The following is a 22,523-nucleotide window of genomic DNA, read 5'->3' as shown; positions in this document are numbered from 1 at the left end:
GGTAATTTATAGTAATAATGGCTGCTGATAAAAAAGGTTATAAAACAAATTATAACCATAAAATAAAGATATAGTTATAAAGACGTTACACTGCCAAGCGTTAAACTGTCAACTTTAAATAAATTCAATATGAAAAACTGCTTGCATATGCCCCGTTAATGGAGACGAAAGAACGCTTTACTAGGGCGTATCTTTTTGCATTTGTCGCGCCCACTTTTCAAGATTTTCTTTGAGCACCAACAAATCTGCCTCAATCCGTTGTTGATGATACGTGGGATTAGAGTTTGGGCGCACGTAAGCAATATCTTCCCAATAGATAATAATACTATTGGCTTTGGTCATCAGCCCTTTGACAGACGGCTCAATGCTCACTGGTAGATCTAATGGCGCTTTGTCTAAGCTAAAATTGGTTTTTTTCACCGTCACATGACTGCTGCTTTGCGTAGGGCGAATGGCACTTGGAATAGTCAGTGTTTTGTCATCAACACTCGTATCAACAAAACTGCTATCTGGTCGCCATTGTCCATCGATCACTTGGTAACGTGTATGCGGTAGTTTGGTCTCTTCTAATATCAGACAATATTGCCCAAGCATACCGCGACCATATTCATTATCACGACCTTTGATCCAATCAGGGCAAGCAACGAGCTTTGGATTAAGCTGTAAACGGCGCGCGGTCATACGCAGCTTATCTAAACGCTGATCAATACCATTCGGTTTGAGCGCCATCATACTCCCTAAGACGAATAGTACGATGATAACGCCAATCACTGTTCCCATGATGCTCTGGCCTTTTGACTAAATAAAAATGAAGCTAAACAAGATAAAGCTAACGGCTGTCTGTGCTAAAAGTGGAAATAACTGCTGTATAAATAGCTATTATATAAATAGTGCGCGTGAACTGACGGCTACCCACCTGACAGATAACGATATAGCAATGCTTATAATGCGCTCGAACCTGCAAAAATCAAGCACTGCCATTCAACTACTACTCAAAAACTGGCTGTATGGCTCACTCTTTATTTGTCAGTTATACTGTTAAATCAGACATTTAGCGTATCTAATCATAAGTAGCATAGCCATATACAAAAACCAGATACAAAAACCAGATACAAAAAGTGGTCTGCGTAAAAAAGTGCTATGATAAACCATAATTTTAAACGCGCGCAGGTTTATTATGAATTATCTTATTAAATCAAACTCATCAAGCGCTTATCACGTGCGCAAGCTGACAGGTAAACTCCTGAGCAAAACTGGCATGAGCTTATCACTACTTGGCGCAATCGTGCTGACAGTGTCAGGCTGTGCCACCACCCAAAGCCTGACGCCGCAGCAATGTCAAAGCAGCAACTGGCAAGAAGTCGGTTATGCTGATGGTCTACAAGGTCGTTCAGGGGCTTACTTCGGGCACTATACCAACAGCTGCGCCAGTGTCGGCGGCGCTAGTCCTAACCGCATACAGTGGGAGCAAGGACGACAGCAAGGTCTCAAAAACTACTGTACCGAGCTGAATGCTTATAAGCTCGGTCGCGAAGGCTATGACTGGCAGCCTGTCTGTCCATTAGAAGGCATTGAGAAATTAGAGGAAGCTTACTCTCAAGGACGCTACTATTATATCCGTCAGCGCGATCTAGACTACTTGCGCTCGCCTTATCCATTTGGTTACGGACATCTGGGCTTTGGCTACCGTCCATTTGGGTATGGCTGGTAAAAAGAAAACCTCAGTGATGACTTAATTTGAGGTTTAAGTCGTCACTGAGGTCGGAGAAAAGCTTATTATTTTAATCGTTCTTATTATTGTTATGGTGCTCGTGCTATTCATTGGCTTGTTAATTTATATCGCCAATTTTTTGCTGTAACGGATATTGCATTTCGCTATTTATTACTACTTAATACTTACTACCGTTTATCGCTGCTATTATTCATTGACAAAGGCAATCTTGGTAAGTCCTGCTTGACTGGCAGCCGCCAAGACCTGAGCAACCGTATCATACTTACCTTCTTTATCTGCGCGCAGTTGCACTGAAGGATCCTTGCCGGTTGCGCCTTGCTCTTGCAGACGCGCCTCTAGCGCTTCCATGCTAATGGGATCGCTATCCCAAAATATACCCGCGTCTTTATCAATACTGATTTGAATGGCTTCTGGCGGTGTTTGATTGACCTCAGCACTGGTCTTTGGCAAATCTAAAGGAACCGTCGGATTCAGCACGGTCGCTGTCAATAAGAAGATAATCATCAATACCAGCATGATATCGATAAGCGGAATGAGGTTCATCTCATTCATACCTTGAACGTCATCATCACCCAGTTGAAATGCCATAATTATTCTCAATACTTGTGTTTATTGTCATGCCGCCAAGAGGTGCTTTTTTATTCTGCCACAGAGCTGCTGTAGTGGCGCGCTTGCTGTGTGTCTACTGCTGCATCGATAGTATTTGAGCGATTGCCTTTAACCGTCTGCACCGATGTTGCGCCTACATTTGGGTTGGTAGACGATGGCACAGGCTCAGCAGACCCGGACAACAGATCATGTGCTCTATCATTGGCTTGATACATCACACGGCGATTGATACGTACTGCTAGGTTGTAAAACACCACAGCTGGAATAGCCACGGCGATACCCAATCCGGTCATAATTAGTGCCTCACCAACAGGGCCTGCCACTTGTCCCAATCCTGCCTGTCCACTCATACCAATATTATGCAGCGCGTGAAAAATACCCCACACTGTGCCAAATAAGCCGATAAATGGCGCGATTGCGGCCGTCGTTCCAAGAATAGGTAAGCCGCGCTCACTCGCAAAACGGTAGCGCCCTATGTGCTTGAGTAACGTCTGTTCAGTGACCAAACGACGAGCGGCGGCATCGGAGCCAACCAAATCGGCCTGCTTTGCTTGTAGTTGTTGACTCAAGTCATCTGCCACACTGGTCGCCAGTTTGCGACTTTGCAATACGCGGACGATACCTGTCACCCAAGAGAGAATAGATAACGCAAGTAACACAAAGAACAACGTCTTTGTCACCATGTCGCTGATCTGCCAGTATTGCATAAAGTCCATGTCAGACTCCTTAATGTTTTATGCCATCACATGCTACTAAAGTGAGTATCATGCCTTGTCTTATTATGAAAGATTATCAATAAATACGTTGTTATAAAATATAAATGCTTAAGGAACCGCATAGCTGATCGGCAAGGTCACATTTCCCACCACTGGTGCGCCATTCTTGGTAAAGGGTTTGAACTTGCCAGAGCGTACTTGACGCTGGGCTTCTTTATCCAGCAAAGTATTGCCTGAAGACTGCGCCACTCGCACGCTATCGATACCACCTTGTTTATTGACACGCAATACCAATACCACGTTGAGCGTATCACCTGAACGCGCTCTACGTGCCGCACGATCAGGGAAGCTAAAGTTTGGCGCAGAGGCCCAATTGGCAGCGCTCGCAGTAAAGCTCACAGGCTCATTACTCTGTGCTCGAGCAGCAGCTTCCGCAGCAGCCTCAGCTGCTTCTCTAGCGGCTTGTGCTTGGGCGGCGGCTTCTGCTTCTCTAGCAGCTTTGGCTTGTGCCGCAGCCTTAGCATCCGCGACTCTTTTAGCTTCTTGCGCTGCTCTGTCTTGTGCTTCTTGAGCGGCTTTTTTGGCTCGGGCAGCAGTTTCTTTGCGCTGCTCATCAGCAGCCGATGTATCGACTATCGGTTCTGGGCTTATCTTTTTGGGTGCTGCTTCTTTTGGTACAGGCTTTTGACTACTCTCAGTAGATGTTTTTTCGGTTGCGATGATCGGCGGTGTTTCAGATATTTTTTTCACCACAGGCTTCGCTGGTTGTATAGGTGTCTCGACACGCTTCTTAGGCGGTGGCTCTGCTTTTGGCTGTTGTACAGGCTTAGGCTGCGGCTCAGGTTGCACTTCTTTTTTGACGGTGACCTTTTTGACCTGCTGCACAGGTTCTTTTGTTTCTGCTATAGGCGCTGCGCTTTTAGTGGGTAGCGTAACGAACTCTATTTCAACCGGCGGTATGTCTTGTTTTGGCTCAGGCTGTAGTTTGGGCGCTTTTATGCTCACCAATGCGACTGCTGTTAGCACATGCAGCCCTACCACTACTAAAATGGAGAGTAGTATCGATCTGATTGGTGGGGCCTCTAAATCCGTTGAACTCATAACAGCCTAATATTTATTGTCCGGGATGGAATGGCGTAGATAATAATGCAAACGATAATTATTATCAATAATAATTTACAATATTTCTTTGCTTACCAACTTTTTTAAGCTTCTTTTGCTGAGCTTATTTGATTAACCAACATCTCTGTTTCAGTACGTGTGACTCACCTACTGCCTGTCTTTAGGAAAAATTATTAACTATTCAGTGATACAAATATTGACTCATCTTGTAGACAATTATTTATAGATAGCCACCCATTGCTAATAAAAACCATTATCATTTGTATTGATAATGACTCTCAACTACTTTATCATAGCGGCTGTTCTGCCTAGCAGTCCTATTCTAAAAAATGATTTATATAAAAATATTCAAACTATAAAAACGCCTAACCTATAAGAACAAGGTTAGCAGGCAGAACCGATGAGATTGCTATTAGCCTATCTCGAATTTATTCGAAAGCATGCTTGATAATTCTCGTCATTTTCCTATTTTTTATTGTCCTACATATGCAATTAGTTTGTTAAAAGATTGCCTAAATACACGATATACCGAGTCTATTATGTCTACTACTTTATTATCAAATCGCTCTACCAGTCCTTTTTTTAAGCGCCCATTATTGGCTACTATGATGACAGCTTTGGTCGCTGCTATCAGCGTGACAGGTTGTAGCTCACCTGAGTCTGACGCCTCTGAATCAGCTGATGCTACAGCTACCAATCAAACGGCTAATGAGTCTGCAAACGTTGCCAATAACGATGCCGTATCTGCTGAAAAAATCACGGTGAATACGGTCAAGGGTGATGTTGAGTTGGCAATGAGTCCCTCACCGTTAGTGGTTTATGACATGACCTTGATGCAAGACTTGGCAGCATTAGACGTGGCTGTTGACGGTATGCCAGGCAGTTTACTGTTAGACAATTTACACTCAAAAACGCAGCCTGAACCAAAAGCGGTCGGTACTGTGTTTGAGCCAGATCTCGAAGCATTAAACGCCATGCAACCACAAGCAATCTTGGTGGGCTCACGCATGGCAGAAAAGTATAATGAGCTGTCAAACATCGCGCCGACGTTGGATATGTCTATCGACACGGCTAATATTTATGAGTCGAGTAAGCAGCGTTTGCATGACTTGGGTGCGCTATTTGGCAAAAGCGATCAGGCTGCTAGATTGCAACAAAATATAGATACGCTTATCGACGAGACAAAAGGTGTCACCAAAGATAAAGGCACGGGTCTGGTCGTTATGGTCAATGGCAATAAAATGTCAGCATATGGCGACAAATCTCGTTATGGGTTTATCCATACGGTGCTAGATGTGCCAATGGCAGATAAGCAGATTGCTGATGCCCCTCATGGACAGCCAGTCTCTTTTGAATATATCAAAAAAGCCAATCCAGACTGGTTGTTTGTTATCGATCGCAGTGCCGCGATTGGTGAAGATGGTATCGGTGCCAAAGCCGTATTGGACAATCCGCTGGTCGCGCAGACCAATGCGTGGAGCAAGCAGCAAGTGGTTTATCTGAGTCCAGATTCTTACCTAGCGTTTGGTGGCTATTACCAATGGATGCAGGATCTCACAACAATTAAAGATGCCTTTGCTAACGCTAAGTAACTGTGCTTATTGTTGAATAATTGCCCTACTAGGTCGTTGCGCAAGTAATTGCACACAACGCATGCAGCTATTACTACCGTTATCACTGCTCATTTTTAAGCCAATAAAGATTATGTCGTTATTTTCAAACCATGCTCGTGCTAGGCTCAAACCTAACGCTTCTTTGCCAGTATCAAATTGGCAAGGAAGCGCTAGCCATACTTTAGGCTCGAAATATCGACGTGCCGCCATACCACCGTGGTTAATCAACACCGCAAGCCTCATTATCATGGGGCTTTTGGTGTTATTGAGCTTATCTATTGGTGTCGCTGACTTTTCGTGGTCGGGTATTTTACAAAGTATCATTAGTCATAGTGCCAATTCCGATAGCTCGCTACTACTGGTCAGCCGTATCCCGCGTACCGTTGCGATTATTTTGACGGGCATTGCGATGGCAGTGGCAGGAATGATCATCCAAGTGGTGCTCAAAAATCGCTTTGTAGAGCCGTCCATGGTCGGTGCTACCCAAAGTGCCGCGCTCGGTTTGCTAGTGGTCAGCCTACTGTTCCCTGCCAGTGCGCTCATTGTGAAGATGAGCGTAGCGACCATCGCCGCTGTATTCGGCATGATGCTCTTTATGCTGCTCATTCACCGTATTCCGCCGACTGATTTTTTGATGGTTCCACTGATTGGTATTGTCTTCGGCGGCATTATCGAAGCAGTCACTACCTTTATCGCCTATCAAACTGAATCGCTACAGATGCTCAGCGTCTGGCAGTTTGGGGATTTCTCAGGCGTATTGGCAGGGCGCTATGAGCTGTTGTGGCTCACGGGCGCGCTGTGTGTACTCGCCTATATCATAGCCGATAAGCTAACCATCGTCGGTTTGGGTGACAGTATCGCCTTGAACTTGGGTATTAGTAAGCGCCAAGTCACGTGGATTGGCGTGGGTATGGTCGCCATGATGAGTGCCGTTGTGGTCGTGACGGTCGGTATGATTCCTTTTATTGGCCTCGTCGTACCAAACATTGTGAGCCGACTGATGGGAGATAAGTTGCGTCGCAGCTTGCCCGCAGTCGCGCTACTTGGTGCTTCGGCAGTATTGCTGTGCGATATTATCGGTCGCTCGATTCGCTATCCATTCGAAGTGCCTGTTGCCACCGTATTTGGTGTGGTCGGTACAGTGCTGTTTTTATGGCTATTATTGCGCGCGCCAGCTGAGCAATAAGACTAAGCAGTAAAGCTGAATAATAAAACAGCAATCTTTAATCGATTAACCACTCACTTACCGTCGTTCATTTTTTGCCTTATCAGATAAGCTTGGCACCATAGGATTTTTGTATGTTCTCATCAACTAAGCTTACTTCTACCAAAACTAGCACAGCGATAGATAACTCATCTTCAGCAGATAGTCAGTATTCAGCTGCTGCCCAAGGTCAGTTGGCAAAGCTTTGGGCATGGATAGCTGCGCATCCAAAATCCATTACAGCTATTATTCTACTGATCTCGATGACCTTGTTTATGACACTCAATGTCAATGGCTATTGGGATTTTGCGCTACCATTACGTGGCAAAAAACTGCTGGCACTAATGGTAGTTGGTTATGCGATTGGCGTATCGACGTTACTGTTTCAGACGTTGACTCACAATCCAATTCTAACGCCTTCCCTACTCGGGTTTGATTCACTCTATGTTCTGTTGCAGAGCCTGCTGGTTTTCTTTTTAGGGGCGATTAGCTTTACCAGTCTCGATCCTATTGTTAAATTCACGCTAGAGATTGTTCTGATGTTTGGGGCATCTTTATTATTATTTAAGCTATTATTTTCTAAAAGCAGTCAGGATCTGACACGGCTAATATTGGTGGGTGTTATCTTTGGTGTGTTGTTTCGTAGTCTATCAGCACTCATTGCACGGCTGATTAACCCTGATGATTTTGTGGTTGTACAATCTGCTAGCTACGCACAGTTCAATACCGTCAATCCTCAGCTACTAGGCATCAGCTTATTGATCTGTGTCATCACTGCGGTATTTGTGTGGCGCTGGCGTTATCAGTGTGATGTGCTGATGCTCGGACAAGCTCAAGCCGTCAACCTTGGTATCAATTATCAACGTCTGGCATTTGGTCTATTAACTGTTATCGCAGTGCTAGTCGCCACAGCCACTGCACTGGTTGGTCCTGTAACTTTCTTTGGTTTATTGGTTTGCGCATTGACCAATCGTATCGCGCGATATATGTATCACACTGAGCGGCTGATATTGGTCAGCTTGGTTGCCATGATTTGCTTAGTGCTGGGTCAAACACTCTTTGAGCAAGTGCTAGACATGGCAGGGGTATTGTCCGTTGTGATAGAGCTAGCAGGCGGCCTCGTGTTCTTGGCCTTGATATTTATGTCCCAGCGCCGTTCAGTATGACCGCTTAACTGATACTGTTGATAAAGAAAGCCCTAAGATTTTTTAAAATAAGACGATTATGATTAAACTGAATAATATCTCTCACCATATTGGCAAACAACAAATCTTGCATGATATTACGTTGTCCCTACCAACGGCGCAGGTGATTGCTTTGATTGGGCCTAACGGCGCTGGGAAGTCTACGTTGTTTTCTGTTATGGCTCGCTTGCAGCCGCTACAATCTGGACAAGTAAGCTTTGCTGTAGATAATGAGGAACGTGATATTATCAGCTGTCAGGCGCGGACACTGGCCAAGACGGTCGCGATGCTCGGACAAGACAACCATGTGCAAGGACGCCTACGCGTGCATGAGCTGCTGATGTTTGGTCGTTATCCTTATCATCAAGGACAACCAACCGTAGATGATGAGCAAAAAGTACAAGAGATACTTGAACGCTTTGAGCTTGAGCCGCTTGCTGAGCGCTTCTTATCGACATTGTCAGGTGGACAGCGTCAGCGCGTGCTGATCGCGATGATTGTCTGCCAAGACACGCCTTATCTATTGCTCGATGAGCCACTGAATAACCTAGATATGTATCATGCGGGTCGCCTTATGCGTGAGCTACGTCAACTTAGCCACAATCAGCAAAAAACCGTAGTAATTGTCCTACACGATATCAACCAAGCGGCACAGTTTGCCGATACGGTTGTTACAATGAAAGCAGGAGAAGTGACGGCTGTTGGTCGTCCTGCTGATGTTATTACTCAAGAAACGATGAAAGATTTATACAATGTCGATGTCACTGTGCTCAATCATCAGGGTCGTCCTGTGATTGTGGATACGGTTTAAAACCCGATTTCTTCTCATATAAAAAAGCTCAATATAATGCCACTACATTGGTACCAGCACTATATTGAGCACATCAATTTTATGTTTTAATATCTATTTGAGCTTTTGCGACGCTTTAAGTCGTTGCTGTCGGCCTTTCCACCAGAGATACACACCTGTCCCTGATAGCACCGCAACTGCCAGTCCAATCATTGCCAAAAATGCTTGATACAGTCGATGGCTCCAACTTTGACCGATATGTCCCATATGCAGCGTTGACAGCCATTGGTCTACTTTATTACCAAAACCGCTTTGATAACCAAAATTAACGCGCGCAACCTCTCCTGTGGCAGCATCAACCGTAATAGATGACGCGCCGCCGTGTGTACCAATATCTCTATCGGTCTTAAAGCGCATCTGCCACTGCTTGTCTTCCTCCACCCAGCGGATACCCAATAACTGCTGTACAGCCGTGCCATTCTGCCGCGCCGCAATATCGGCTTTAGCACTTAGGTAGGCAATACTATTGCTCTTATTGACTGCTTGAGCAGTGGCGTCCGCTGTATTGCGGCTATCGTTAACAGTCGTATTTGAGTTTATAGACTTATCTGCCCTACCCTGATTTTCTACTGTTTTATTCGGTTCAGGCTTGGTTGGCGGTCGCCCTCTTTCTCTTGGCGTCAGACCGACCACTGCCTGCATCACAGGCTGATAAACGGGTTTTAGATTAAACCCAACGCTCGACCAAGCGATGACAAATAGCATCACCCATAGCCACAGACCAAAAGCATGATGCAAATCATAGTTCAGCTTAAAGGTGTTGGTTTTGCGTCGAATTTTCCATGCAGGTAGCCAGCGCTTAAACAGTGAGGCGCGTTTTTTGCTAGAGACTTGTTTTGACTGACTCGATTTGACTGCTCGAGGAAAGGTCAAATAAAAGCCAATAAAACAATTAATCGTCCATACCAATGAGACAATGCCCAAGACCCATTTACCAATATCACCAAGCAATAAGTCGCGGTGCAACCAAAACACCTTCCACATGGTGTTGTGCCATGCCCAAGTATCTTTATTCCGTGTGCCAATGACTGCGCCAGTATGAGGGTCAACATACACCTCATGAAAGGTTGGCTCAGGTGCGTCCGAACTGGCATTGCCGCGCCATCTGTCTACAGCAAATACAACCGATTTACCGTCATCAATAGCGGTTGGCATACTAGAAAACGTATATTCTGGATATGTCGTTATTACTGTGTCATGTAGCTCAGCAATAGACAGCATCGGTGTGCTTTGCGCCTCGATACTGGCCAGCTTATGATTGAAAACATCATCAAGCTCATGATGAAAAGCGAGCAGCACACCCGTGAGACTGGCAATGATCAAAAAGGCTGCCATAGCAAGCCCAGTATAACGGTGAATCCACAAGCAGGCTTGGCGAGGATTGAATGTAATCATGGGTCTTGGTTCTTTATTATATGTTGTTTGGGTAGGTATTTATCAGTTAGCACGTCATTGCTGCTATAGCCAATCCAAAAGCCAGTAGGCAATAAAAAGCCAGCTCCCATGTACAGACAGCTGACTCTATAAGTACGATTAGACTCAAACCAGATAAGCTATATTAGAACTGATACGTTAAAGACGTTTTGATATTACGTCCCATTTCAAAATCAGTATAGGCATCATCGATAGAGTTGCGCGATGCATGGCTTGCATAAGTCTCATCAAAAATATTGTAGACACCTAGCGTGGCTTTTAGACCTTCGATTTGAGTTGGTGCATAAGTCATAAAGATATCATGCACGTCATAGCCTGGTTTTTCGTTGTCATCACCAGCGGTATTTGGTGTTACATCGGCGACATAAGTACTGCGCCAGCCAAGCTCGGTGGTACTGGTTGGAGCGTAACCTAGGTTGACCATGTACTTGTCGCCAGACTCAGAGCCACTACCACTGACAGAAGAGATATTGTAACCCGTCTCTTCGCCTTTGCTACGTGCACGAGCATAGCTTAGACCCATGTTGAAGTTATCTGCGCGATAATCGGCTGATAGCTCTACGCCTTTGATCTTAAAATCTTCGTCATTATTAATAACACCTTGGCAGGCTTCAGGGGCAGCACTTGTACCTAGTTGCCCAGTGGTACAATTCATACCAGTTCTACTGCCACCTGCACGTACGAACTCAATATAGTTTTCGATATTGGTTTCAAAGTACTTAGCGCTCAGTTTTAAAGAGTCATCAGCCATCGTCAAACCACGCAGCGTTGTCGCAATACCGACTTCTGCATTGTCACCTTCTTCTGCTTTTAGGTCATTGTTCACATAGGTATCAACACCATCGGAATTAAAAATCGTTTGGCTAAGATCTGGGCCATTAAATAACTGCGTATAGCTCGCAAATAGCTGGGTGCGCGGTGCAATCTCATAGCTAGCAGCCAATGCGCCAACGACATTGTCATAAGTCTTGCCAGCCGATACATACTCTGGAGATTCATAACGGTCATAACGAACGCCTGGCGTTAAGCTAAGCTTGCCCATATGCCATTGGTCTTCCAGATACACTGAGGTATTGGTTGCCTCATCAGTGCTCGCCTTGCCAAAATCGCGCGCCATCTCAGATTCTTTTTTGTAATGCTCAACCCCAGCGATGAACTTATGAACCCCTGGCACACCGTTGATGATGCTGCTATCAACGATACTGGTGTTCTGTACTTTGCCGCCTGTGGTTTTGACCTCCGCATCAAACTCAAACCCAGGTACGCCGTCAGAGTTACGCAAAATCTGTGTGCTGGTCTGATATACATTGGCGTCTACATCGACCAACTGGTTGGCAGGACTATAAACGTAGTCAAGCGCATAGGTATCACGTTTGACTTCCTGCGGAATGATTGGGTTCCAGCCACCAGCAGGAAAATCTGGACGTAATGGGAACTTGCCTTTGTTTTCGGTACGGCTAAAGCTAGCGCCTACATGATGATCACTACCGACATACGCACCCGCTTTTAATAAGATGTTTTCGCCTTCGCTGTCTTCTGTTTGGATTTTACGGCCTTTACCATCTTCACCAGCATTAGCATCGCGTTTGCCATAATAAGCCAGTAAATCAATATTTTCTGTTGGTGCACCATATACAGTAGCTGAGGTTAGCAGTTCATCATTGTTACTGCCGTAGCCTGCATGCAGCTTAGCACCTACTTTTTGACCAGGCTTAAGTAAATCTGCCGCGTCGACTGTCTCAAAAGCAACCGCACCGCCGATAGCATCATTACCGAGCGTCACTGAGTTATTGCCCACTGATACCTCTGCTTGTTTTAGCAGATCTGGATCAATCGTGACATCACCCATGTGGTAGAACAACGCGCCTTCTTGACGTGCGCCATCAATCGTTACTTTTAGATTGGTATCATCAAGACCACGTACACGAATACGTTGGTTGACTGATGAGGTACCGCCTACGCTTACCCCCGGTACAACGTCTAGAAAATCGCTCAAATGGCTTGCTTGAGCTGCTGGCGTATAGTCATCTATATAGACAGAGTCTTCTTGTACACTATCGCGGACAGAGCTATTTGCTGTCACGGTAATCGTTTGCAACGTCGTATTTGGCATATCTGCTGGCGTGGCAGCACTGGCCGCTTGTGCACACAATACCGCTGCTACACCCATAGATAGCACAGTCAATCTGCTAGATAACTTTACTTCGCGCATAACACATTTACTCACTTTGTTTACTGTCAAAAATTAGAATTATTTTTAAAACCTATCATCGAATAGCCCTTAAAATACCGCCCATCAGAAGATTAAAAATCTTAAAAACACTCCACCATATCGTGCAAATAGTAATATTAATGCTAATGATAATGATTAGCGTTTAAATAATGAGAGGCATAATAACGAAGTATTAACACTTTGGCAATAATTAATATAATAAGTTCTCAATTTTAATGCTTAGTACACTGACGAAAAGCAGCAATACTTGGTACTAACTATAAATATGCTATCGAACATGACGCTGACCACGAGTTGAATCTGTATAAGCAGAGCTTAAAAATCATCACTTCTATAGCAGCCTGCTATTAACTTAGCTCATCACTTGTATTCCTTGTACTACTGTACTAGAATACTGATACAAGTCGAGAGCTTCATGGCTACCCTGACTATTTTTGATTAAGACGACTGATTATAAGACGATAAATTATGAGTACTGGCCCTTATCACAGCTTACTGAGTCATCTGGCAAACTGTACTGATAGCACAGAGATTGAAAAGCTACTCAGTGCCCTGCTGACGGATAAAGAGCAGCACGATATAGCTAACCGCATTCGTATATTTGACTTGCTTGATCGAGGTATCACACAGCGTGACATCTCTGAGCAACTAGGTGTTGGTATCGCGACTGTCTCTCGCGGCGCTAGAGCCATGCACAGCCACGATGTGAGTGCATTGCTTGCGACCCATAGAGAACGCGCTTAAACCACCGATCTCAATACTGTCTACCCTTTTCCTCATTACTTTATTAATTGTTGATTGACACATATTTGAACCATTTTGGACTTTATTATGACTGCTAGTACGCCCATACATACCCAACCTACACCTATCGATATCCCAAGCAAACCACAACGTATCAAACTGACGCAAGATATCGATTTTTTTGCGCTATTCAAACGTATCGAGAGCGCTTTCGATACCTGTTATTTACTCGAGTCATTGGGCGAAGACAGTCATATCTCACGTCATCATGCCATCGGCTTTGACCCTGTGACCACCATCGCCGCTATTGACCGCAACACGCTCGCTATCACTGATAATAAAACGGCTGAAACGACTCGTTATCAAACGGACAATCCTTATCAATTGCTTCGCGCCATCACGCCGCAGCACGTCATTGCTCGCGATCAAAGTGGCGGTCTCGTCGGTTACTTGGGCTATGACTGCGTGAATTTTTTTGAGCCAAGTCTAGAAGCCAAAGCCAGTGAAGACTTTGAGCCTTTTAAATTTGGCGTGTATCTAGATGGGTTGACGCTGGATAAGATGACCGGCGAGATTTTCTACTTTTATTATCCAACCGCTCAGCAAAATAATCGTATCGAGCAAATCAAAGCCCTACTTGATGAGCCAACGCCTAGCTATGAAGCGCCCACCGTTGAGTTTTTGGGCGATGGTATGAGCCAAGAAGAACATGCCAAAGTAGTGATGCAAGTCAAAGAAGACATCATTTCTGGTCGTATCTTTCAATGCGAGGTTGGGTTCAAGTCCAAATATCGTATTGCTGGCGACAAAATGCCCATCTATGAAAGACTGCGCGCGGTCAATCCGTCGCCGCACATGTATTTTATGAAATTTTCTCAGCAGTGCATCATTGGCGCCTCGCCTGAGCTGCTATTCCGCTTGCGTCAAGGCGAGATGGAGACTTACCCACTAGCAGGCACGGCTAAGCGCGGCGTCGATGTAGTAGAGGATCGCAAACTTGCTCGCGCCCTACTCAACGATGATAAAGAAATTGCCGAGCACAACATGCTAGTCGATTTGCATCGCAATGATATTGGTCGCGTAGCGCGATTTGGCACGGTAAAAGTGCGTAGTTTGATGGATATCAAACGCTTCTCACACGTACAGCATATCTCCTCTGAGATCGTTGGTATCCTGCACCCTGACGAAGATATGTTCAGTGCCCTTGCCAGTAATTTCCCTGCTGGTACGTTATCAGGTGCTCCTAAGGTAGAGGCCATCAAAGTCATCAATGAGCTAGAGCCAGATGGGCGCGGTGCTTATGGTGGCGCGCTCGGCTCTTTCAATTTTAATGGTGACTGTATCTTTGCCATTCCTATTCGCAGCCTATTTATCAGTGGCGAGTCAGCCTACGCGCAAACGTGCGGCGGTAATGTCTACGACTCAAACCCAGCCGATGAGTATCTAGAGATTCAGCGCAAACTGTCGGCGATGAAAGTCGTATTAGACAGCTTTATGCAACCGTAATTACCCCTATTTTTATCAAAGAGTTTATGACCCATGAATGTTTTAATTATCGATAACTACGACTCGTTTACCTTCAATCTCTACCAATATGTGGGCGAGATTTTGCAAACCTTGAGTGATGATAAAGAAACCAGCGTTATCGTGAAGCGTAATAATGAGATTACCCTTGCAGACGTAGAAGCGATGAATCTGGATAGAATCATCATTTCACCTGGCCCAGGCTCCCCTGATGATCCCGCGTATTTTGGTATCTGTAGCGAGGTTATTGAGACATTAGGCAAGACTATCCCCCTACTAGGTGTCTGCTTGGGTATGCAGGGCATCGCTCATGTATTCGGCGGTGATGTAATACGCGCCAGTGTGCCGATGCATGGCAAGGTCTCATCGATTCGCCATGATGGTGCTGGTATTTATCAAGGCTTGCCGCAAGAGCTTGAGATCATGCGCTATCATTCACTGGTGGTAAAAGCCGATACGATCCCAAGCTGCCTGACGATTACCTCAGTCGTCGCCAATGAGAGCCGTGCTGACCTAAGCTTCGATGAATCTGCACTGACAGGGGATGAGATTATGGGACTAAAGCACAAAGACTATCCGATACAAGGCGTACAATTTCACCCAGAATCCTTTGCCACTGAAGGTGCTAAGCGGTTGCTGAGTAATTTTTTACTGCAGGTGTAAGCGCTACTATCCAGCCACGCCTTCCACTTTAAATGACAGTCGATTAAATTTAGACCACGCCCTAGTAGCAGTTTACGATCTTTTAATGATAGACTGAAAGAACAAACAAAAGACAGCCCTTGAACCGGTTGTCTTTTCTTATTGCAATATGGCTTGGTGCCCTTAAATCACAGGCGCTTTGGCAATAACCCAATGTCATTTAGATCGTAAGAAGAAACCATTATGGCAAATATCGACAGTACAGCGGCGATACACTCGCATCAGTCATGGATAGGCATTGTTCAAATCATTACCGCGGCAACCTGTTGGGGGACGCTTGGGATCTTCTCAACCTACCTTAATCAAATGGGCTTTAGTGGTTGGCAAGTCACGATATTACGCATTGTGACGGCAGCAGTGATTATCTTAGCCATGCTACCGACCCTATGGCCACAGCTGATCAAACTACGACCCAAGCAGTGGTTTGGGTTGGCACTTCAGTCCTTGATTGGTGTACTGGGGATGTCCGTCTGCTATTTTTTTGCTGTCAGTTATGTTGGCGCAGGCCCTGCGGTGGCTTTGCTTTATACCGCGCCTGTGTTTAGCTTGTTATTCTCAAAGTTTTTGCTCAGTGAGTCCATTACGCGAAAATCTATCGCGCTGGCATTCATGGCAGTTTTTGGGGTTGGGTTGACGATGCTGGGTGAGCAAGCAGAGGTCAATTGGGGTGTTTTGCTCGGGTTGGCAGCAGGGATGTGCTATTCCTTATACGGCGTACTCGGTAAGCGTGCGATGCATGATGCGCACCCTGCCCCTTTGGTATTTTTCACTTCCGTAGTGATCAGCGCGTGCGGGCTGTTATTACTGCCCGAAACGTATCACACCTATGAGCAGCTAATGTCCTTACCACTACTGACTTGGGGCTATGTGTTAGGGCTATCGCTCTTGGGTACTGTCGTGCCCTTTGGCCTTTATATGAAAGCACTGGAGAAGCTGCCCGCCTCTCGTGCTTCTGTTTTTACGATTTTTGAGCCGTTGACGGCGATTGCGCTGGCAATGATACTGCTACATCAGACTCTGTCTTGGATTCAATATCTGGGCGTGACGCTGATTTTGCTAGCGGCATTGTTAAATGCAGTGGTTAATGGCACAACCACGCGTGTCCCTCGCTGGCTTAAAAGACGGCAAACCGTTTAGCTTTATTATTTGGTTATCTGGTAGGGCGCGATAACTAAATCTAGATTAAAAAAACAACACAATAGATAGACTTGATTAAAAGGTATTTTTCTCGCTTGCTGTATCTCCGCTAGCAGAGGCTACATAAAGTTTGTCCAAAACCGTCAAACTCAAATTATAGACACAAAAAAAGCCCTCAATGGGCTTCTTTCTAACTAAACATATTGCAACGATATAAATCGCTTACTGCTCGATACGCTGTAGAAACGCTTGCGTACGTGGATGCTTTGAATCTTCAAACAACTGCTTAGCGCTGCCTTCTTCGACAACGACACCGTCTTCGATTAAGACCACATGGTCTGCGACATCACGCGCAAAGTTAATTTCGTGAGTGACCACGACCATCGTCCAGCCTTCTGACGCCAACTGCTTCATGGTTTCAAGGACATCCTGTACCAGCTCTGGATCTAGTGCCGACGTTGGCTCATCAAACAATAACAACGACGGTTCAATCGCCAGCGCACGGGCGATACCAATACGCTGCTGCTGACCACCAGATAGCTGGAATGGATAGAGATCAGCTTTGTCAGACAGTCCTACTTTATCTAGCAAGACCAGCGCGTCTTTACGCATCTCAGCCTTGTTTTTACCTTGTACCACTGTCGGGCCGAGCATGAGATTTTCGATCGCAGTCTTGTGCGGAAACAAATTATAAGACTGAAATACCATGCCTGATTTGCGCTGCAAAGCGAGCAGCGTTTTTTTGCTTGGCTTAGTCGCAAAGTCAACTTTTAAGCTGTCATCATCAAACGCAATGACACCTTTATCAGGAATCTCCAGCGCATTAAGACAACGCAAAAATGTGGTTTTACCAGAGCCTGAAGGTCCTAATATGACGACCACTTTACCTTTATTAATGGTCAAGTCGATGCCTTTTAGCACTTGATTGCCACCAAAGGCTTTATGAATATTAGTGACTTTGATCATAAAAATTCCTGTTGTGCTGGTCTATATTTGCGAGTGTCTATTGAGCCATAACTTACTTTACTACGTAGCTCATTTTGCTACATAACGATCCAATCTGGTTTCAAGCTTGCCTTGGATAAAGGTCAAGAACAGACAGATACCCCAATAAATAATCGCCGCTTCGGTATACACCAGCATGAATTCATAGTTACGAGCCGTGATGATCTGCGCTTGTTTAAATAGCTCAGTGACCAATACCAGTGAAGCAAGTGAAGTATCTTTTACCAAGCTGATAAAAGTGTTAGATAGTGGCGGCACCGATACGCGCAGCGCTTGCGGTAAAATCACATGACGGAAAGTCTGCAAATACGTCAAACCAACGGTTGAACCCGCCTCCCATTGCCCTTTTGGAATAGACAAAATCGAGGCGCGCACCGTCTCTGATGCATACGCACCAATATTGAGCGAGAATGCAATGATCGCTGAAGGAAACGGATCGAGCTTGACGCCTACACTTGGTAAACCGTAGAAAATAATAAACAGCTGAACCAGCATCGGTGTACCACGAATCGCGGATACATAGATACGAGCCAAGCGATAAATGATCTCATGGAACCAACCAGCACGCGGTACAATCCGAATCAATGCGACGGTCAAAGCAATCGCCATACCGATAGCAAATGAGATCAATGCCAGCGGTATCGAATAATAGATACCGCCTTTGAGCATTGGCCAAAACGACGAGATGACAATCTGTGCTCGATCAGGACTCATGAATGGCAATAATGCCAATAATTCAGCGAGCACAGATGTGATAGAAGCTAACATTATTTTTGTTGACTTACATCAGCACCAAAGAACTCTTCACTAAGTTTGGTGAGTGTACCATCAGCGGCGAGTGCTGCCATTGCTTCATCCAATTTTGCCACAACTTCATCGTTACCTTTGATAAGCACGAGACCTGAGCCTGTTTGCTCACTTGGTGGGGCTGTCAGTTTGATCTCAAGATCAGAATCTGGGAATTTTTTGAGATAATCGAGTACCGCTAGATTGTCATTCATCGTGAAGTCAGCACGATCTTGCTTCACCAATTGGATCGCTTGTGCCATACCATCGACAGGGACGATTTCTGCGCCGTATTTTTCTGCCAGCTCACCGTAGTTACTGCTGAGTGATTGCGCCGTACGTAAGCCTTTTAGGTTATCCCAAGAGCTATAACGGTTGTCATCAGTCGGTGCCAGTGCAACCGCGCCCGACCAGCTATAAGCCATAGATTTGTCATATTTAGCTTGACGCTCAGGCGTCGTTAAGCTGACTTGGTTGGCCACCATATCAAAGCGTTTTGAATCCAAACCTGCTAGCATCGCATCCCACTGAGTCTCTTTAAACTCAACATCAACGCCCAGTTTGTCCGCGACCGCACGCGTCACTTCGACGTCATAGCCTGTCAGCTTGCCACTCTCATCATGATACGTGAACGGAGGATACGTACCCTCTGTACCGACGTTAATCGTGCCGCCGTTATTGATACGTTGCAGCAAATCAGAACCGCCTGTCGACGCAGTGTCAGTGGCAGTAGTATCGGCTTCATTAGTATTAGACTGACCACAAGCAGCAAGCAAAACAGTACTAGCAGCAAGGGCTAAAAGCGTACGACGTTTCATAAGACGTCCTTATAAGAGTAAATGAATAAGTGAAAATGGTTAGCGCCAACAAATAGGGAAAAGCCGATACAAGAGGACAATATAATAACCGCCCTGCAATATTCGGCTTTGGCTGCTCGATTTGAGGGTGCTCAGCATATTTTTCAATGCGGCTTCCCTATTATTTTTGAATTTTTTAAGCGTATTACTATCGGATTGCTCTTTAATAAATCGCTACTGCTGCTAAGTAAATCGCAGCTCATGGATATAGTATCTCACGTTAGACAGAAAAAACGTACAAAATCAGTGAGTATACGTCAGGTAATGACTGTCATTAACGCCGGACTACAGCTCACCCGAGAACTGATAGCGATCACCGGCATGCCACATCTTCACAAAAGTGACGACCTGACCGGCTGAATAAGTCTGGCGACGCAATACGAGCGTTGGTGACTGCGCGGCAATCTGCAACGCATCTGCCACCTCGTTTGGTGCCGCAAGCGCACGTATGGTATAGCTACCACTCTCTAACGGTATTTTGGCAACCAAATAATCACTGGTATTAACCACAGTAAAGTCTTGCTCAATAAACTCAGGCACTTTTTTGGCATCGACCCAGCGCTCTTCAAACTGTATGGGCTGACCATCGGCAACGTGAATGATTTTCACCTCGTATAAAATCGGTGCATCACTAGCGTCTGTATGAGTCACGGTAGCCATCTCATCGATACCAAACTTACGGCGCAACTCATCATCGAGCATCGAAGCTGTGACTGCGCGCTTACTCACCACTTTTGCTTCATAATCGCGATTGGCAGATTTTAGATCCTCTGCGATATTACGCACTTCCACAAAAGTATGGTTGAACTGTTGCTGCGCGACAAATGTCCCTGAGCCTTGTCGACGCTCCAATACACGCTCCTCGCTTAGCTCTTTGAGCGCGCGATTCACCGTCATCCGCGAAACGCCAAACTCCTCAGCCAGTGCCATTTCTGTCGAGATCGCGTTGCCTGCTTGCCATTTGCCAGAGTGAATATTGTCTAATATCGCATTTTTAATCCGCTGATACGCCGGAATCGTTTTTGTCATATTCGTTTTAAACCGTCAGTTCCGCTAATAAGAGTAGCGCCATAATATCACGACAATCATGCGAACTCTTATTCATATCACTCTATCAGTTATGCTCTTTTTTTCATTAATTCTCATTTTTATCAAAAAATCCTTGCATGAAAAAAGTATCTTTGATAATTTGTATATACAACTTATAGCAAGTCTAAAAATCTTGACCTAGCTACTCTATATTTCGATGCGTTTATAGACTGACTGTAAAACACCTATTCTGATTATTTTATCGCCCTATTAGTTACCACAAGGATATGACCATGACTACTGAAAATGGAATCAACAATAAGCTTACCCGCCGTGATGAGTCTCGCGATATCGCCGCGCCTACAGGCAGCACGTTGCATTGCAAAAGCTGGCTGACCGAAGCCCCTTATCGCATGCTGCAAAACAACCTACATCCTGATGTGGCAGAAAACCCAAAAAGCCTTGTGGTATACGGTGGTATCGGACGTGCAGCCCGTAACTGGGAGAGCTATGATCAAATCTTAGAGTCATTAAAAGAATTAGAAGATGATGAGACGTTGCTAGTACAATCTGGCAAGCCCGTTGGTGTCTTCCAAACACACGAAAATGCACCACGCGTATTGATTGCGAACTCTAACCTTGTGCCACGCTGGGCGACATGGGAGCACTTCAATGAGCTCGATCGCAAAGACCTATTTATGTACGGTCAGATGACAGCAGGTAGCTGGATTTACATCGGCACCCAAGGCATCGTGCAAGGGACTTACGAGACCTTTGTCGAAGCAGGTCGTCAGCATTATGATGGCAGCTGGGCAGGTCGCTGGATTTTGACCGCGGGTCTTGGGGGTATGGGCGGCGCACAGCCACTAGCCGCAACCTTTGCAGGCGCAACGTCATTGAACATCGAATGTCAGCAATCGAGTATCGATTTCCGTTTGCGTACTGGTTATGTCGATAAGCAAGCAGATGATCTTGACCATGCTTATGAGTTGATCAAACAACATACGGACGCGGGCGAAGCCGTCTCTATCGCCCTACTCGGTAATGCCGCAGATATCTTGCCTGAAATGGTTAAACGCGCCAACGCTGGCGGCATGAAGCCTGATTTGGTCACCGATCAAACCTCAGCGCATGATTTGATCAATGGCTATCTACCAAGCGGCTGGACGGTTGAAGAATGGAAAGCTGCCCAAGAAGATCCGGAGCAACACGCAGCCCTCACCAAAGCCGCTGCTCAATCTTGTGCGGTACACGTCCAAGCGATTTTGGATCTGCAAGCGATGAATATCCCAGCGACTGATTACGGCAATAATATCCGTCAGGTTGCGTTTGACGAAGGCGTCAAAGATGCCTTTAACTTCCCAGGCTTTGTCCCTGCTTATATTCGTCCGTTGTTTTGCCAAGGCAAAGGCCCATTCCGCTGGGTAGCACTCTCAGGCGATCCAGAAGACATTTATAAGACCGATCAAAAAATTAAAGAGCTCTTCCCTGAAAATCAACATATCCATCGCTGGCTCGATATGGCAAAAGAGCGCATTCAGTTCCAAGGCTTGCCTGCGCGTATCTGCTGGTTAGGTCTGGGTGAGCGTGACAAAGCAGGTTTGGCATTTAATGAGATGGTCAAAAACGGTGAGCTAAAAGGCCCTATCGTCATTGGTCGTGATCACTTGGATACAGGCTCTGTTGCCAGTCCAAACCGCGAAACAGAAAGCATGAAAGACGGCTCAGACGCGGTATCTGATTGGGCGCTATTGAACGGTATGCTCAATGTCGCAGGCGGTGCCACTTGGGTATCACTACATCATGGCGGCGGTGTCGGCATGGGCTACTCGCAGCATTCAGGCATGGTCATCGTTGCAGATGGTACAGACGCTGCGGCCAAACGCTTGTCGCGCGTACTGGTCAATGACTGCGGTTCAGGCGTTATGCGTCATGCCGATGCAGGTTATGAGTTAGCGATTAAAACTGCGAAGGATTACGGTCTAAACCTGCCAATGATTAAATAGTTTGTTCCTTGTCCTTATGAGCGATGAATTGACATA

General features: G+C 45.6%; 20 protein-coding genes. 10 read left to right on the top strand and 10 right to left on the bottom strand.

Annotation, left to right across the window (positions count from 1 at the left end):
• Positions 1-180: 180 nt before the first annotated feature.
• Positions 181-780: a hypothetical protein gene (locus tag QO189_RS05895; protein WP_371531941.1), complete on the bottom strand. Its 600-nt coding sequence runs from the start codon at positions 778-780 to the stop codon at positions 181-183.
• Between the two features lie 397 nt (positions 781-1,177).
• Here QO189_RS05895 and QO189_RS05890 point away from each other — a divergent pair, with 397 nt between their 5' ends.
• Entirely contained in the window at positions 1,178-1,711 is a 534-nt protein-coding gene (locus tag QO189_RS05890) for a DUF2799 domain-containing protein (protein ID WP_371531940.1), read from the top strand.
• 207 nt (positions 1,712-1,918) lie between these two features.
• Here QO189_RS05890 and QO189_RS05885 read toward each other — a convergent pair whose 3' ends face one another.
• The 3 genes from QO189_RS05885 to QO189_RS05875 all read right to left on the bottom strand — a co-directional run bounded on the left by QO189_RS05885 (position 1,919) and on the right by QO189_RS05875 (position 4,158).
• Positions 1,919-2,320 carry a biopolymer transporter ExbD gene (locus QO189_RS05885; protein ID WP_071002155.1) on the bottom strand — a complete coding sequence of 134 codons (402 nt, stop codon included), beginning with the start codon at positions 2,318-2,320 and terminating at the stop codon, positions 1,919-1,921.
• A gap of 50 nt (positions 2,321-2,370) precedes the next feature.
• Positions 2,371-3,057: a MotA/TolQ/ExbB proton channel family protein gene (locus QO189_RS05880; protein ID WP_371531939.1), complete on the bottom strand. Its 687-nt coding sequence runs from the start codon at positions 3,055-3,057 to the stop codon at positions 2,371-2,373.
• 108 nt (positions 3,058-3,165) lie between these two features.
• On the bottom strand, positions 3,166-4,158 hold the full coding sequence (locus QO189_RS05875; RefSeq protein WP_371531938.1) for a TonB family protein: 993 nt from the start codon (positions 4,156-4,158) through the stop codon (positions 3,166-3,168).
• A 560-nt stretch (positions 4,159-4,718) separates the two neighbouring features.
• Here QO189_RS05875 and QO189_RS05870 point away from each other — a divergent pair.
• From QO189_RS05870 to QO189_RS05855, 4 genes are all read left to right on the top strand, one after another.
• A complete protein-coding gene (locus QO189_RS05870) occupies positions 4,719-5,771 on the top strand; it encodes a siderophore ABC transporter substrate-binding protein (RefSeq protein WP_371531937.1) in 1,053 nt (350 codons plus the stop codon).
• Positions 5,772-5,883: 112 nt separating this feature from the next.
• Complete coding sequence (locus QO189_RS05865) at positions 5,884-6,978, top strand: ABC transporter permease (protein WP_371531936.1); 1,095 nt, start codon at positions 5,884-5,886, stop codon at positions 6,976-6,978.
• Between the two features lie 113 nt (positions 6,979-7,091).
• A complete protein-coding gene (locus tag QO189_RS05860) occupies positions 7,092-8,162 on the top strand; it encodes an iron chelate uptake ABC transporter family permease subunit (RefSeq protein ID WP_371531935.1) in 1,071 nt (356 codons plus the stop codon).
• Positions 8,163-8,220: 58 nt separating this feature from the next.
• Positions 8,221-8,991, top strand: a complete 771-nt coding sequence (locus QO189_RS05855; protein WP_371531934.1) for an ABC transporter ATP-binding protein — start codon at positions 8,221-8,223, stop codon at positions 8,989-8,991.
• A 93-nt stretch (positions 8,992-9,084) separates the two neighbouring features.
• Here QO189_RS05855 and QO189_RS05850 read toward each other — a convergent pair whose 3' ends face one another.
• A complete protein-coding gene (locus tag QO189_RS05850) occupies positions 9,085-10,425 on the bottom strand; it encodes a PepSY-associated TM helix domain-containing protein (RefSeq protein ID WP_371531933.1) in 1,341 nt (446 codons plus the stop codon).
• A gap of 163 nt (positions 10,426-10,588) precedes the next feature.
• Positions 10,589-12,676, bottom strand: coding sequence for a TonB-dependent receptor domain-containing protein (locus QO189_RS05845; protein ID WP_371531932.1), 2,088 nt, complete (start codon positions 12,674-12,676; stop codon positions 10,589-10,591).
• Between the two features lie 489 nt (positions 12,677-13,165).
• On the opposite strand from QO189_RS05845, the gene QO189_RS05840 reads away from it, so the two are divergent.
• The 4 genes from QO189_RS05840 (at position 13,166) to QO189_RS05825 (ending at position 16,804) form a co-directional block, all read left to right on the top strand.
• Positions 13,166-13,441, top strand: a complete 276-nt coding sequence (locus QO189_RS05840; protein ID WP_371531931.1) for a Trp family transcriptional regulator — start codon at positions 13,166-13,168, stop codon at positions 13,439-13,441.
• A gap of 87 nt (positions 13,442-13,528) precedes the next feature.
• Entirely contained in the window at positions 13,529-14,947 is a 1,419-nt protein-coding gene (locus QO189_RS05835; protein WP_371531930.1) for an anthranilate synthase component I family protein, read from the top strand.
• A 33-nt stretch (positions 14,948-14,980) separates the two neighbouring features.
• Positions 14,981-15,628, top strand: coding sequence for an aminodeoxychorismate/anthranilate synthase component II (locus QO189_RS05830; RefSeq protein WP_371531929.1), 648 nt, complete (start codon positions 14,981-14,983; stop codon positions 15,626-15,628).
• 222 nt (positions 15,629-15,850) lie between these two features.
• Positions 15,851-16,804: a DMT family transporter gene (locus QO189_RS05825; RefSeq protein ID WP_371531928.1), complete on the top strand. Its 954-nt coding sequence runs from the start codon at positions 15,851-15,853 to the stop codon at positions 16,802-16,804.
• A gap of 222 nt (positions 16,805-17,026) precedes the next feature.
• Here the strand turns inward: QO189_RS05825 and QO189_RS05820 are convergent, their stop codons facing one another.
• The 4 genes from QO189_RS05820 to QO189_RS05805 all read right to left on the bottom strand — a co-directional run bounded on the left by QO189_RS05820 (position 17,027) and on the right by QO189_RS05805 (position 20,481).
• Entirely contained in the window at positions 17,027-17,770 is a 744-nt protein-coding gene (locus QO189_RS05820) for an amino acid ABC transporter ATP-binding protein (protein WP_371531927.1), read from the bottom strand.
• A 69-nt stretch (positions 17,771-17,839) separates the two neighbouring features.
• Positions 17,840-18,523 (bottom strand): amino acid ABC transporter permease, encoded by a 684-nt coding sequence (locus QO189_RS05815; RefSeq protein ID WP_178379265.1) that lies wholly within the window; start codon positions 18,521-18,523, stop codon positions 17,840-17,842.
• A gap of 53 nt (positions 18,524-18,576) precedes the next feature.
• Positions 18,577-19,413 carry an amino acid ABC transporter substrate-binding protein gene (locus QO189_RS05810; protein WP_075106829.1) on the bottom strand — a complete coding sequence of 279 codons (837 nt, stop codon included), beginning with the start codon at positions 19,411-19,413 and terminating at the stop codon, positions 18,577-18,579.
• Positions 19,414-19,737: 324 nt separating this feature from the next.
• Positions 19,738-20,481, bottom strand: coding sequence for a UTRA domain-containing protein (locus QO189_RS05805; RefSeq protein ID WP_371531926.1), 744 nt, complete (start codon positions 20,479-20,481; stop codon positions 19,738-19,740).
• 293 nt (positions 20,482-20,774) lie between these two features.
• On the opposite strand from QO189_RS05805, the gene hutU reads away from it, so the two are divergent.
• On the top strand, positions 20,775-22,487 hold the full coding sequence (hutU, locus tag QO189_RS05800; RefSeq protein ID WP_371531925.1) for a urocanate hydratase: 1,713 nt from the start codon (positions 20,775-20,777) through the stop codon (positions 22,485-22,487).
• Positions 22,488-22,523: the final 36 nt, after the last annotated feature.

Origin of the sequence: Psychrobacter sp. Arc29 (assembly GCF_041431175.1) — a bacterium.
Classification (GTDB): Bacteria; Pseudomonadota; Gammaproteobacteria; order Pseudomonadales; family Moraxellaceae; genus Psychrobacter.
The sequence above is the reverse complement of the archived record's forward strand: the minus strand, read 5'-3'. Positions and strand labels throughout refer to the sequence as shown.